Source organism: Paraburkholderia sp. BCC1885 (assembly GCF_900996235.1).
In the GTDB taxonomy this organism is placed as follows: domain Bacteria; phylum Pseudomonadota; class Gammaproteobacteria; order Burkholderiales; family Burkholderiaceae; genus Paraburkholderia.
Map to the genome: position 1 here is coordinate 17213 of NZ_CAAJGM010000133.1, position 13438 is coordinate 30650.

The window sequence follows — 13438 nt, forward strand, 5'->3', positions numbered from 1 at the left end:
AACGTTATATCTGTAACGATATCGGATGAAAATTTGTGATAACGCCCATAATCACAAGTTTCTATCGTGTACGCTGCGAAAAGTCCATCCGAAAACGCGTCTCACCATGAATCTGCCAGCCACCACCGTGGAACCACCAGAACCAGTCCTGCCGATCGCGCTGCCTGCGGCCCTCGACGGCCACGACGGCACCAACCGCGCCCGCGGCGGGCATCGGCAGATTGCCGCGGACAGCGACGTCGAGGCCGTGCGCCTATGGCTCGCGGAATATGCGGGTTCGCCGCACACCTTGCGCAGTTACCGCAAGGAAGCGGTGCGCCTGCTGCTGTGGGCCACGCGGACCTTGGGCAAGCCTCTGTCCAGCCTCACGCGCGAGGACTTCCTGCTGTATGAACGGTTTCTCGCGGCACCCACCGGAGATTGGGCGGACCCGGCCCGGCCGCGTCGGGGTGGCACGCGCCGGCTGTTCGACGGCCCGCTGTCGGAGCGCAGCCAGCATCAGGCGCTCGGCATCCTGTCGGGCCTCCTGTCATATCTGGTTAGTGCCGGTTATCTGGCTGGCAATCCGCTTGCGCTGCGTCGCAGGACCGGCGCGGCGGCGAAGCTCAAGCGGCGGGCCGAAAGGTATCTGGATCACGCGCTGTGGGACTATGTGCTCGCCAGCGTCGAGCAGTGGCCTCGGCTAACCGCGCGGGATCACCAGCACTACGAGCGCAGCCGCTGGCTGATCCGCCTGCTGTACCACACAGGGCTGCGGGTCTCGGAAGCGGCGCATGCAGAGGCGGCCGACTTTTATCAGCGGCGGGGTAACTGGTGGCTGCACGTCGTGGGGAAGGGTGGCGCCGAGGGAGAGGTGCCGGTGAGCGCCGCGCTGATGGCGGACTTCGCGCGGTACCGGGTTTTTCATGGGCTCGCGCCAACGCCATTGGGAAACGAGACGGCGGCCGCGGTGATGAGCGTCGCGGGCGACCCGTGCAGACATCTGACGTCGGCGGCGGTCTACCTGATCGTCAAGGAAGTGTTCCGACGGGCCGCCGACACGCTTGCGATGAGCGATCCCGCGGGTGCCGCGACGCTTCGACGCGCATCCACTCACTGGCTACGGCATACCGCGGCGACACATCAGGCCGATGCGGGCACTGACCTGCGCTTCATCCAGAAAAACATGCGCCACGCGTCGATCCAGACGACCGGCATCTATCTTCATGCTGAAGATGATCGGCGGCATTCCGAGACCGTACAAGAGTGACGACAACATTGCACCGGAAGTACACCCCAGCGCTACGGGCATCTGAAGCGATGCGAAACCGATCGCGCGAACGTGTTCGAGTTGAGTCGGCGGTGACGGGATGGCGTTCGAATCGCGTCACGCAGGCTATTGAAACGGCTGAGCAGAGGCCACTTCAAAAGTGGACGAACGTACACTAATATAGAGTCATGGGGCGGCCGAACAAAGACCACATCTATCTGGAGAAAATCCGCGAGTATTTCGGGATGTACCGGTCGTTGCCGTCCTACGCGGAGCTAGGCAGGATGCTGGGCTTCAAGACGAAGAACGCGGCGTTCAAGGCGGCTGAACGGCTCACCGCCGCCGGGTTTCTAGAAGCGGGGCCAGGCGGGCGACTGGTTCCAGGCCCCGGATTCTTCCAGATCCCCTGGGTGAGTGATCGGCTTCCCGCTGGCCCTGTCGAAAGCGGCAGTGTTTCAGATGCGCTGGAATTTCAAGACATTCAGGAGTTGCTGATAGAGCGGCCAGCAGAGACGCTCCTTGTTACAATCCGCGGCGACTCGATGATCGATGCAGGCATTCTCGACGGCGACATCGCGATAGTGCGTAAAAGCAGCAACGCAACAGCTGGTGATTTTGTGGTTGCGCTGGTCGACGGGGGCTTTACGTTAAAGGAACTGGGATATCGCCGGGGGCAGCCCGTTCTCGTGCCTCATAACAAACGGTACAAGACCATCGTTCCTCAAGCTGAATTGAGCCTGCTGGGCATAGTGACAGGCATCATCCGTCGCTATCAGATGAAAGCCAGCGGCATTCGAGCGAGTTCGAAAAGGAAAAGACCATGACAACCGTTAGCAGCATTGAGTGGACTGAGCAGACCTGGAACCCTACCGTTGGATGCACCAAAATATCTCCGGGATGCAAGCATTGCTACGCGGAAGGAATGGCTCGCCGTCTAAAGGCAATGGGCACGCCGGGCTATGAGAATGGCTTTTCACTTACACTACTACCGACGCGGCTTGAAGATCCACTCAAGAGAAAGCGGCCGACAACATACTTCGTGAATTCGATGTCGGATCTGTTTCACGACAGAGTGCCTGATGCCTATATCGAACAGGTATTTGATGTTATCGCGCGCACCCCACATCACACCTACCAGATCCTGACGAAGCGCGCTCCGCGGATGGCCCGTTACTTCAGGAAGCGCGTCGTGCCGACCAACGCATGGCTTGGTGTATCAGTCGAAGACCGAAAGTACGGCGTTCCGCGGATCGACCATCTCCGCACGATCGATGCGACGATCAGGTTTCTGTCCGTCGAACCCCTTCTGCAGGACGTCGGCGACCTTGACCTGTCCGATATTCACTGGGTCATCGTCGGTGGCGAGTCGGGCCCAAAAGCTCGGCCCATGAAAACCGAATGGGCATTGTCAATCCAAAGGCAATGCGAAGAGCAGAAGGTGGCGTTTTTCTTCAAACAATGGGGCGGCTGGGGGGCGGATGGCAAGAAACGCGCGAAGGCAGCCAATGGCAGACTACTCGATGGACGAACCTGGGATGAAATGCCCGCCGTCGTTTCCGAGCGCCTCGCGTAGCGTGCCCCGTTGTTTTAACGGTAGGGCTTGATTTTCCTGCTTGATTTCACTGAGGCTTTTAGGGCAAATTGTTTGCCTGATAAAAAATACGCCGCGATACGAGGCCGGTCGCGGATGACCTCACATGATTTCAAATCACTATGACTGGGTTTCCGGGGGGGCGCCGCCGTTAATCAAACGGCATAGCGAGGTCAAACACTCGCTGTTGCGGTCTTATCTGGTCGACTATTTCCTGACGCTCGTTTCCTCGCCGGCACAAGATCGGATCAAACTGACAATCGTCGACGGATTCTGCGGGGGCGGGTGTTACGTCAATAGTGCCGGGCCCGTAGTACGGGCGAAGCCGGTTAATGCTGGCGGAGGGGAGGGGCCTCAGTTCAAGACCAACGCAACACGTAGTGAGGGTTGTTATCCTCACAACCGCATTACATGCAAAACAAGAATTGATCCGCATTTGATCCCCGAGTTGATTGTTGGTTGGCGACGTCCGAACGCAAACCGAGATACAGTCAGAATACCGTCGGCATGCGCCGGCCAATTGTATTCGTGATGTGACAGTGACGTACTTGAGGAGCACCGCCATCAGGATGAGAACAATCCGAAACCAGATAAAGGCACTCAAAGAGAAAGCGCATGCCGACGTCTACGTTCGTGAGAGGCATATTAATTCGAGCCCCATGGATGGCGCGGAAGAAGACGTAGCGTGCTGACGAATACCGCTGAATTAACGGACGTCCAGGGGAGGAGCTCAAGATCGTTCGGCAGACGAGTTGGCCCTCTGCTTTGAGGGACCCCGAAGTCCGCCTGGACACGGGTGTCCTCAATAATTGCTTGAGTAGAAAACGCCCGCTATCTAGCCGGGCGTTAGTGGGGGCGACTTATTATATGGAGCTTGCGTGAGATGCAATATTTCAACTTATACGGTCGGGTATTTCATCTTATGCGGTCCATATTTCACTTTATGGTGTAACCCACAGCAATTCCTTGCGCGCTTCGAACTACCTCACCCGCAGGCCCCCACTTCACCGCATGCCGTACAAAAGTCGCAACCGTCCTTGCGGATCACCGCATTGGCTCCGCAGGTTCCACACTTGCGGCCCAGCATCGTGCGCAACTGATTGATGCCTTCGGTTTCCGAAGAGGCATCATCGTCACTGTCATGGCTCGCCGCGCTCGCCACGGCGAAAGGCGTAGGCGTGGCTGAAGGAGCGGCTGTTTCTGCGGCACGTGGTTCGGGTCCCCGCCGAGCCAATACGCGTGACGGAACCTGATTGCCTTCGGCGTCGAGAAAACCCCGCCGATGCAGGATCTGCTGGATCGCGTAAGCCAGCGCCGCGACTTCGGAGTCGTGCCACAGCGGCGCACGATGGCCGTCGAGCCGTTGGACGTCGCCGAGCCGCACCTGGCCTCGATCCCACGACACCTTGCGCAGGTCCTGCAGATTGCGCGCGACGAAGCCGCCGCGGGCGGCGAGCGACAGCGAGCGCATCTGCGCGGTGATCCACTGCTGCGATTCGTCGCGCTGACCGACCGGAATGAAGAAGTCGATGGGCCGCTCGATCGTCACGTCTTCGCCGGCGAGGCGCCCGGTGACTTCCATGAACGACACCGCGACATACAGCGATTTCTTGCCGGCCTGCGTGAGGTATTCGACCTTTTCGATAATGGCCGGCAGTTCGCCCTTGGGGCGATGGTCGATGGCGATACGCAGCGGGTCGAGATCTGTTTCGGAGAGCGAATCATCTGCAGATTGCGGCGTTACGCTCAGCACCGCGCCCAGCGTTTCGTTGGGACGATAGGTGGCGAGACCTTTGAGGCCGCTTTTCCATGCATCGAAATAGAGGCTTTCGAAGGCTTCGAACGGATAATCCGCGGGTACGTTGACGGTCTTCGAGATTGACGTATCGACGTAAGGCTGCACGGCGGCCATCATGTCCAGATGATCGCGCGCCGACATTTCCAGCGCGCTGACGAAGTAGTCGGGCAGCGCCGCGACATCGCCGCCCAGCTCGCGATAGAGACGATACGCATAGTCTTCCACCGCGAACGACTCGCGGCTGTCGTCCGCCATCACCTTCATGCGCGTGTAGGTCCACGAGAAAGCGGGTTCGATACCGTTCGAGGCGTTGTCGGCGAATGCGAGGCTGACCGTGCCGGTCGGCGCAATGGATAGCAGATGGCTGTTGCGGATGCCGTCGCGGCGGATCGCGTCCTTGATGTCCTCGGGCAGGCGCGAAGCAAAGGTGCCGTCCTCCAGATAGTGCTGTGCGTTAAATAAAGGAAACGCACCGCGCTCGCGGGCCAGCTCGACGGAAGCGCGATACGCCTCGTCGCGCATCAGCCGCGCGATGCGCACCGCGAAATCGCGGCCCTCGGCCGAGTTGTAGCGCAGGCCGAGCATCACGAGTGCATCGCCGAGGCCGGTAAAGCCCACGCCGATACGGCGTTTGGCGCGCGATTCGTCGTACTGCTCGGGCAACGGCCAGAGCGTGACGTCGAGCACGTCGTCGAGAAAACGCACCTGGGTGCGCGTGCTTTGTGCGAGCGCGGCCCAATCGAACGACGGGCTGCCGCCTTTGCTCTGCGCAAACGGATCGCGCACGAAACGCGTCAGATTCAGCGGGCCGAGATTGCAGCAGCCATAGGGCGGCAACGGCTGTTCGCCGCACGGATTGGTGGCGCGAATCGTTTCGATGGCGCGCAGGTTGTTGTCGTCGTTCATGCGCGAAATGAACACCACGCCCGGCTCGGCCACATCGTAAGTGGAGCGCATGATGCGGTCCCAGATCGCGCGGGCCGGCGTTTCGCTGTAGATCCACACGCCGTCGTCGCGCTGCCGCATGTCATTGGCGGCGCGCAAGGCCGGCGAGGGTTCGGCGCGATGCACGAGCTGCCACGTCTGGTTCTGTTCGACCGCGCGCATGAATTCGTCCGTGACGGCGACCGACACGTTGAAGTTGTTCCAGCGGCCCTTCGAATGCTTGGCTTCGATGAATTCGAGCAGGTCGGGATGATCGCAATCGAGCACGGCCATCTGCGCACCGCGCCGGGCACCCGCGCTTTCTACCGTGCGGCACGAGGCGTCGAACACGTCCATGTAGCTGCACGGACCGGAGGCCGACGAACTGGTGGTGTGAACGCGCGCGCCTTTCGGGCGGATCGCCGAGAAGTTATAACCGACGCCGCCACCACGGCGCATCGTTTCGGCGGCTTGCAGCAGGGCCACGTAAATGCCCGGCAGGCCTTGCTCGTCGACGCCCTGGATGGCGTCGCCAATGGGTTGTACGAAACAGTTGATGAGGGTCGCGGCAATACCGGTGCCCGCGGCGCTCATGATACGGCCCGCGCCCAGCGCGCCGTGGCGCAGGTTCTCCACAAAGCGGGCTTCGACCGCTTCGCGCAGCGCCGCGGGTTCCGCCAGCGCGACGCCACGGGCGACGCGCCGGTAGACGTCGTCGGCGCTTTGCTCGGCGCCTTTGGCGTACTTTTCCAGCAGGACGTCGAGCGAAAACTGTTGCGGCGCAACCGGCGGCTGCGTAGCGGAGCGAGTGGGGCGGGTTTCGATGCTGTCGTCTGCCATGGTGCAGCCCTTGATGGTGCCGCAGGTCATGCAGCACGAATGGTGGAAAGCCGTCACCTTAACGGGCCTTTGACGCCCGCCGGGTGACCTGCCGCAACGAACTCACCATAGCTTACGCGGCGTCCGGCCGCAATCCAAGGCACGGTCGTGGACGTGGTTAAAGGCCGTGCGGACGCAACGCGCCTCGTCTCAGCACCTTGAAAATACCGCACAATGCAGCGGTTGGATGACGCGCGGAGCCCGGTGCATGCGCGTCGCGAACGCACGTGGCCACGAACGAAGGAGACGACATGAAGATGCCCGATGACGTGGAGCTACCCTCGTATCGCGATACCGTGCGCATGGAATGGGTGGACTACAACGGCCACTTGCGCGATGCATCCTACATGCTGATTTTCAGTCTGGCGACCGATGCGCTGATCGAGCGGATCGGCCTGCCCGCAGCGGTTCGCGAGGCGCGCAGCCGTTCGATTTACACGCTCGAAGCACATATCAACTACCTGCGTGAGACCAGGGAGGGTGCCGAGGTGCGCGTCGACATGCGGGTGCTCGGACATGACGCGAAGCGCCTGCATCTGTATCTGGAGATGTTCGCCGATGGCCGCCCGGAGCCGGCCGCGGCCTGCGAACAGATGCTCGCGCACGTCGATACCCGCGTGCCGCATTCGGTGCCGTTCGACGACGATGTTGCGGGGCAGGTGCATGCACTTGCGGCGGCTCACCGCGCCTTGCCGCCGCCCCGCTATGCAGGGCGCCTGATCGGTTTGCCGGCGCAAGCGCCTGGAAAGTCCGCGCGGACCTGAATGAAGGACGGTAAAAATGGGACCGAAAGGACGGCTTTACGCCGCTTCTTTCAATTCCCCGACGAGACTGCACAGCGTCTCCACGGAAATCATCGCGGCGGCATTCGACGGGGCGGGGCGTTCGGCCGGCTTGAATACGGCGTCGCCACGGCGAATCTTGCGGCGCGACACGGCGCAGGTACCCGACGTATGCGCCGAGCGGCGTCGCCAGCGCTGCTCGCCGTAGTGGCAGCGACCAGGCTCGACCCAGCGGATCACCAGCGTGGTGTCGGAGCGCTCCAGAATCTCGATACGTACACCATTGGCACCGTCAAGGGGCAAGGACTCTATGGTCTTCATCGTCGGCTCCGTATATGTGGTTTGCCGAATGTAGTCCTGCGGGAGCCGGAGAGCCATTGTGTACCCGTTGAAACACTGTTCTCCAAATAGCAACAATCCTACTTGACTTTTACGGAGATACGCAAAGACGCGGGTTTGCGGATGGTTGGCGTGCGTTTTTGAGATAGAGCGGATTTTTGCAACGCAGTGTTGTTTGCAGCGCGACATGCCGTCGCGTGCAATAACTGCAGCAGGCGCGTAGCCGGGGGTGCAGGGCGCCGACTCCTTTAAGATGTGAACATTACGAGTCGAGCCGGGGCTAGTGTAGCCGGTTTAAGATTTTCCGGTCGTCTCGTGCACATATTTCACAGAGGTCACATGGTTACACCCCCGGTTACACCCCCGGATACACCGTCGGCAACCCCTCCGGCTAACCCGCCACCCGCCATTCCGCCCGAACCCGATGCACCGAACCGCCTGAAAATGCAGCAGACGGCGTCCGCGCTGCTGTATCTCGGCTTGGTACTGCTGGCCTTGTGGGTCATCCGCGACTTTCTGCCGGCGGTGGGTTGGGCCTGTGTAATTGCCATTGCGCTGTGGCCGGTGCTGCGCAAAATCGAAGATCACAACTGGCTGACCGGGCGCACGACGGTCATTGCCGCCTTTCTGACGCTCGCTATTGCCTTGCTGGTGGTGCTGCCGGTTGGTATGGGCATCGGCCAGGCGAGCCATGAGGCGCACGATCTGCTGGTGTGGTTCAAGGACGTCCAGGAGAAGGGTATCGCCATGCCCGACATCGTCCAGCGCCTGCCGTTTGGCTCGCAGCAGGTCAGCGAATGGTGGCAGGCGAATCTGGCCCAGCCGCTGCGCGAGTCGCCCGCCATGAAGGGGCTGCACGGCGCCGCCGTCGTTACGTTCGGACGGCACTTCGGCGCGCGTGCCGTTCGTGTTCTGGTGGTGTTCGCTTTTATGCTGGTCACGCTGTTTGTGATCTTTCAGGCGGGGCCGCGCCTCTCCGGCGCCTTGTTCAAGGGCGCGCAGCGCGCTTTCGGCGATCGCGGCGCGCAATTGCTGGAGCGGATGGCCGCCGCCGTGCGCGGCACCGTGGCCGGGCTCGTGGTGGTGGGAATCGGCGAAGGGGCGCTGCTGGCGCTCGCTTATGGGCTAGCCGGGGTGCCGCACGTCGCGCTGCTCGGCTTTGTGACTGCCGTCGCGGCCATGTTGCCGTTCTGCGCGCCGCTCGTGTTCTGCGGCGCGGCGTTGTGGCTTTTCGTCAAGGGCATGGTGGGGTGGGCCATCGGCATCGCCGTGTTCGGCTTCGTGGTCGTGTTTATCGCGGAACACTTCGTGCGGCCGGTGATCATCGGCAACTCCACGCGCCTGCCGTTCCTGCTGGTGCTGTTCGGGATTCTGGGCGGCGCCGAGACCTTCGGGCTGCTGGGCCTGTTCATCGGCCCTGCGTTGATGACGGTGCTGATGGTGCTGTGGAAAGACTGGGTGCAATAGCATGCAGCGGAGGCGCGGCGTATTCAACCGGATACGCCGCCCGTCGAGCCCGGTCGCCATGTCAACAGCATGCCCTTGAGCGCTTCGGACGCCCACGCCACCCCAAACAGCGCGCCGAGCGCAACCGCGTCCGCGACGAGCCCGAGCGGAATGTCGAGGTAGCCGTCAGTGGCGCTGTAGAGCAGCGAATCCACCACTAGCGAAATCACCGCGCCCGCCACGAAACACAGCAGCCCCTTGCGGCCGATCATGCCGAGCCACGGAAGCCGTTCGGCCGCCTGCTTCGCCCATCCAAGCCGGACGAGATTGGCGACGAGCCACGCAAGCGCCAGAAAATTCCCTGCCCGCAGCCACGAAAGATTCTGTTTGAGGCTGCCGTCGAGCGGCGTGCGTTCGATCCCCAGCTTGTAGTACGCCGCCGCCGCGACGATGCCGAACGCCAGTAGATTGACGAGCCACTTTGTTCGTGGCGCGCTGAGCCTCTGATAAACCGGCTGGCAGCGCGCCAGTACACCGAGCACGAACAGCAATTGCCAGGCGAGCGGATTGAAGTCCCATTGCGTATCTTCGACGGCGGGCAGATATCCGCTCAAGCGCGGCGCTACCACCCACAGCGCGAGACTGCCGGCCAGCAGCCACCAGGGCCGGCGACGCGCCAGCGGCAGCACGAGCGGCACGCTCAGCGCAAAAAGCGCATACATGGGCAGCACCGAGGCCAGATACGGCTGACGCCTGAACAGCGCGATATCGCGCAGCGCGGCGAGGGGCGCGTCCAGCAGGTCGTCGAGATCGGTGACGGTCAGATTCGGCGCATCGACGCTAAAGGCGATCAGGACCGCGCTGACCAGCAGCATCAAACCCGCGGTGACGAGGAACGCACGATAGATCTGCAGCGAACGCCGCAGGAAGCGTTGCTGCGCGGCCGCTTCGGTGCGCCGTTCGGCAAGCGTCAGATAAGCGGTGGCGGTGGCAAAGCCGCCGAGGAACACGAACACCTCGGCCGCATCGCATAGCGCGTAAGCATGCAGCGTGACGCGCGACAGGATGCTGCCGCCGATGTGATCGACCACGATAAACAACAAGACGAGTCCGCGAAAGAAGTCGAGTTCGGGCAGACGGCTGGGTGATTTTTGCATTGCGTGAATGACCTGTTACAGATTCCTTTCATGATTATTTCATATGCGCTCGCCCGTCCCCATTCCTAACGGCTGAATTGCGCAATCCCGATTTCGCGCGCGTGGGCATTTCGCAACGAAATTCGGGCCTCCAACTTGTCCCAATGGACGGCCCACTATCGGTGTGCAAGCATCATTTTCGGCACTCGTGAAAACAAAAAAGCCTCAAATATCGTTGCGGCTGAAGAACAGGAAGAGCTTTTCAAAGTTGGCGAGCAGTTGGCTAATGATTAGCGATTCGGGAGATCTTCAATGAAAAAGAACATGATCGCGCTGGCTGCGGCTACAGCCGTCGCTTTGCCAGCGCATGCGCAGAGCAGCATCACGCTGTACGGGGTGATCGACGAGGGCATCAACTACACGAACAACGCCGGCGACAAGTCGGCCTATCAACTGGAGAGCGGCTACGCCCAAGGCAGCCGCTGGGGCCTGAAGGGCTCCGAAGACCTGGGCAGTGGCCTGAAGGCCATTTTCGACCTTGAAAACGGTTTCGACGTAAATAGCGGCGCGCTCGGCGAGGGGGGCCGCATGTTCGGCCGTCAAGCCTTCGTGGGTCTCACGGCGGCCAATTACGGCACGATCACGCTGGGGCGGCAGTACGACTCGGTGGTGGATTATCTGGCGCAGGCCACGGCGAACGGCAGTTGGGGCGGCTATCTGCTCTCGCACCCCTACGACAACGACAACACCGACAATTCGTTTCGCGTCAACAACACGATCAAATACACCAGCGAAGATTTTTCCGGCCTGCAATTTGGCGGCACGTACAGCTTCAGCAACGACACCCACTTCGCCAACAATCGCCAGTACAGCCTGGGCGGGCAGTACACCAACGGCGGCTTGCTGCTGACGGGCGCCTACCTCGAAGCGACCAGTCCGGGGCTGACCGCGAACGGGGCCATTGCCACCGACGACGCGAATTTCATCTCCCAGCGGCTGCGCATTTTCGGCGGCGGCATCAACTACACGTTCGGCGCGGCGACGCTGGGTTTCGTCTATACGAACACCAACGTGGGCGAGCCGTCCGCCACCGACACCTCGGTTTACGTGGGCACGATCACGCCACCCAATGGCGGCACGATGACCGCGCTCAAGTTCCAGAACTTCGAAATCAACGGCAAGTATCAGTTCACGCCGGCTTTCTTCGTCGGGCTCCAATACGTTTATACGGCTGCCACGATGGACGCGACTTCGGGCAACGAGAATCCGAAATATCACACGTTCGGCCTGATGGCCGACTACAACCTGTCGAAGCGCACCGACTTTTATTTCCAGGCGGCTTACGAGAAAGTGGCCGGCGACAAGACCGACACCGTGCTGGACGACGCGTATATTCCCGGTTCGGCGGGGGTGTCGTCGAACTCGAACCAGTTCGCGGTGCGCGCGGCGATCCGGCATAAGTTTTGAAATTTTGAAACTGCATTGAACCGTCGATTGCCGCGAAGCGTTAGCCAAACAGATTCAACGCCGCATACTGCAACAACATGATCGTCTTGCCGTCGACGATCTCGCCGCGCTGCACCATCGCCAGCGCCTCGTCGACTGGCAACTCCAATACTTCGATGTCCTCACCTTCGCTGGCGACGCCGCCGCCTTCGCTCACCCTGGCGGCGGCAGCGTATTCGGCGACGAAGAAAAACAGCTTTTCCGTCACCGAGCCCGGGCTCATGAAGGCCTCGAACACCTTGCGTACTGACTGCACCCGGTAGCCGGTTTCCTCCTCGACCTCGGCGCGGATGCGCGCTTCCGGCGACGCTGCTTCCAGCAAACCTGCCGGCGCCTCGATCAGCATGCCGTCGTGGCCGTTGACGAAGGCGGGCAGCCGGAACTGGCGCGTGAGCACCACCGTGCGGCGCTGCGGTTCGTAGAGCAGCAGGGTCGCGCCGTTACCGCGGTCATACGTCTCGCGGCTTTGGCGCTGCCACGTGCCGTCGGCGCGCTGGTAATCGAAGGTGGTTTTCTTCAGCACGTACCAGTCGTCGGACAGCAGCTTGACGTCGACAATGCGTACCCGCTCGGCAGTTTCGTTCATATCCCATTCCTGAAAACACGGTTTCAGCTGCGAGATTTTATGTTATCGTGCAATCTCGTGCAAAAACAAGATATTTCGTGTAAACATCCAGTGCCGCTCGCGCCATGCTCACTTCGCAAAGAAAGCAGTTGATTCTCGACGCGCTCAGACGCGACGGCCAGGTCATCGCCAAAAACCTGAGCAGTGAATTTGCCGTTTCTGAAGACACGATCCGCCGCGATCTGCGCGAACTCGCCGCTGACGGTTTTTTGCAGCGCGTCCATGGCGGCGCGTTGCCGGCGTCGCCCGCTGCGGCGGATCTGGCAGGCCGGCAGGGTATTCAGTCGGCGTCGAAGGCGGCTATCGGCAGGGCCGCGGCGCAAATGGTTGCGGCCGGACAGATCGTGATCGTCGATGGCGGCACGACGGCGGTGCAACTGGTGCGGCATCTGCCGCTGGATCTGCGCGCGACGATCGTCACGCATAGCCCGAACGTGGCCGTCGAACTCGCCGGTCACGCCGGTATCGAGGTCATCATGATCGGCGGACGTCTGTACCGGCATTCGATGGTCAATGTCGGCGCCGCCGCCATCGAAGCGCTCAGCCACATTCGCGCGGACCTGTATTTCATGGGCGTCACCGGCGTCCATCCTGAAGCCGGGCTGAGCACGGGCGATCTCGAAGAGGCCTATGTCAAACGTGCGCTGGCGGCGCGCGCGGCGGAAACCGTGGTGCTGGCGTCCGCGGAGAAGCTGAACGCCGCATCTGCTTTCATGATCGCGGAGGCGACGGCTGCTCATGCGATTGTTGTCGAGAGGCAAACTGCCGCGGCGCTCACGGCTCCGTTCGAGGCGTTGGGCATCGGGATCGTGCGCGCCTGAGTCGTGCGAGCCTGCGACTTGTTCTACATCAATAAGGATGCCGAAATAACGATATTTATATCGAATCCCTTATCTGAAAAATAGGACAAAAAATTACGAATTCTGCTGCGGATGACGCCATAATCGCGCGCTTTGCCCGGCTATTGGGCAGGGAAGTTGGCAACACCAGCAGGTTTAAGAGCAGTTCAAGTCCCATCAGATCGACTGGGGCGGCGCCGAGATTCTGGCCGCCTCGCGTCGCCGGTATGCCCGCACGCATGCGTGCGGGATTCGCTTGAGTCTCCAATGCGGTGTGTCGTCACGGGCGGGTTCAGCCGGTGAAGTGGCACGCGCATGTGTTCT

11 protein-coding genes are annotated in these 13438 nt (G+C 61.3%); 7 read left to right on the forward strand and 4 right to left on the reverse strand.

Annotated elements, in window-relative coordinates; all coding sequences use genetic code 11:
- Positions 1–106 precede the first annotated feature (106 nt).
- The 3 genes from FQ755_RS13770 (at position 107) to FQ755_RS13780 (ending at position 2822) form a co-directional block, all read left to right on the forward strand.
- Positions 107–1249 (forward strand): tyrosine-type recombinase/integrase, encoded by a 1143-nt coding sequence (locus tag FQ755_RS13770; RefSeq protein WP_144155017.1) that lies wholly within the window; start codon positions 107–109, stop codon positions 1247–1249.
- A 188-nt stretch (positions 1250–1437) separates the two neighbouring features.
- Positions 1438–2073, forward strand: coding sequence for a LexA family protein (locus FQ755_RS13775; protein ID WP_144155019.1), 636 nt, complete (start codon positions 1438–1440; stop codon positions 2071–2073).
- Positions 2070–2822 carry a DUF5131 family protein gene (locus tag FQ755_RS13780; RefSeq protein WP_144155021.1) on the forward strand — a complete coding sequence of 251 codons (753 nt, stop codon included), beginning with the start codon at positions 2070–2072 and terminating at the stop codon, positions 2820–2822. The genes FQ755_RS13775 and FQ755_RS13780 overlap by 4 nt, the downstream gene beginning before the upstream one ends.
- A 1003-nt stretch (positions 2823–3825) precedes the next feature.
- On the opposite strand, the gene FQ755_RS13790 is transcribed toward FQ755_RS13780, so the two are convergent.
- Positions 3826–6402, reverse strand: coding sequence for an adenosylcobalamin-dependent ribonucleoside-diphosphate reductase (locus tag FQ755_RS13790; RefSeq protein ID WP_144155023.1), 2577 nt, complete (start codon positions 6400–6402; stop codon positions 3826–3828).
- Between the two features lie 296 nt (positions 6403–6698).
- Here FQ755_RS13790 and FQ755_RS13795 point away from each other — a divergent pair, with 296 nt between their 5' ends.
- Positions 6699–7205: a thioesterase family protein gene (locus FQ755_RS13795; RefSeq protein ID WP_144155197.1), complete on the forward strand. Its 507-nt coding sequence runs from the start codon at positions 6699–6701 to the stop codon at positions 7203–7205.
- A gap of 36 nt (positions 7206–7241) precedes the next feature.
- Here the strand turns inward: FQ755_RS13795 and FQ755_RS13800 are convergent, their stop codons facing one another.
- Positions 7242–7544: a DUF3331 domain-containing protein gene (locus FQ755_RS13800; RefSeq protein WP_144155025.1), complete on the reverse strand. Its 303-nt coding sequence runs from the start codon at positions 7542–7544 to the stop codon at positions 7242–7244.
- 357 nt (positions 7545–7901) lie between these two features.
- On the opposite strand from FQ755_RS13800, the gene FQ755_RS13805 reads away from it, so the two are divergent.
- The gene (locus tag FQ755_RS13805; RefSeq protein ID WP_144155027.1) at positions 7902–9029 is read left to right on the forward strand and encodes an AI-2E family transporter; all 1128 of its coding nucleotides are present in this window, start codon (positions 7902–7904) and stop codon (positions 9027–9029) included.
- A 23-nt stretch (positions 9030–9052) separates the two neighbouring features.
- On the opposite strand, the gene FQ755_RS13810 is transcribed toward FQ755_RS13805, so the two are convergent.
- On the reverse strand, positions 9053–10165 hold the full coding sequence (locus FQ755_RS13810) for an OpgC domain-containing protein (protein WP_144155029.1): 1113 nt from the start codon (positions 10163–10165) through the stop codon (positions 9053–9055).
- A 291-nt stretch (positions 10166–10456) separates the two neighbouring features.
- Between FQ755_RS13810 and FQ755_RS13815 the strand changes: the two genes are divergently transcribed.
- Positions 10457–11611: a porin gene (locus FQ755_RS13815; RefSeq protein WP_144155031.1), complete on the forward strand. Its 1155-nt coding sequence runs from the start codon at positions 10457–10459 to the stop codon at positions 11609–11611.
- A 40-nt stretch (positions 11612–11651) separates the two neighbouring features.
- On the opposite strand, the gene FQ755_RS13820 is transcribed toward FQ755_RS13815, so the two are convergent.
- Positions 11652–12236 carry an NUDIX domain-containing protein gene (locus tag FQ755_RS13820; RefSeq protein WP_144155033.1) on the reverse strand — a complete coding sequence of 195 codons (585 nt, stop codon included), beginning with the start codon at positions 12234–12236 and terminating at the stop codon, positions 11652–11654.
- Positions 12237–12340: 104 nt separating this feature from the next.
- On the opposite strand from FQ755_RS13820, the gene FQ755_RS13825 reads away from it, so the two are divergent.
- The gene (locus tag FQ755_RS13825) at positions 12341–13096 is read left to right on the forward strand and encodes a DeoR/GlpR family DNA-binding transcription regulator (RefSeq protein WP_144155035.1); all 756 of its coding nucleotides are present in this window, start codon (positions 12341–12343) and stop codon (positions 13094–13096) included.
- The last annotated feature ends 342 nt before the right edge of the window (positions 13097–13438 follow it).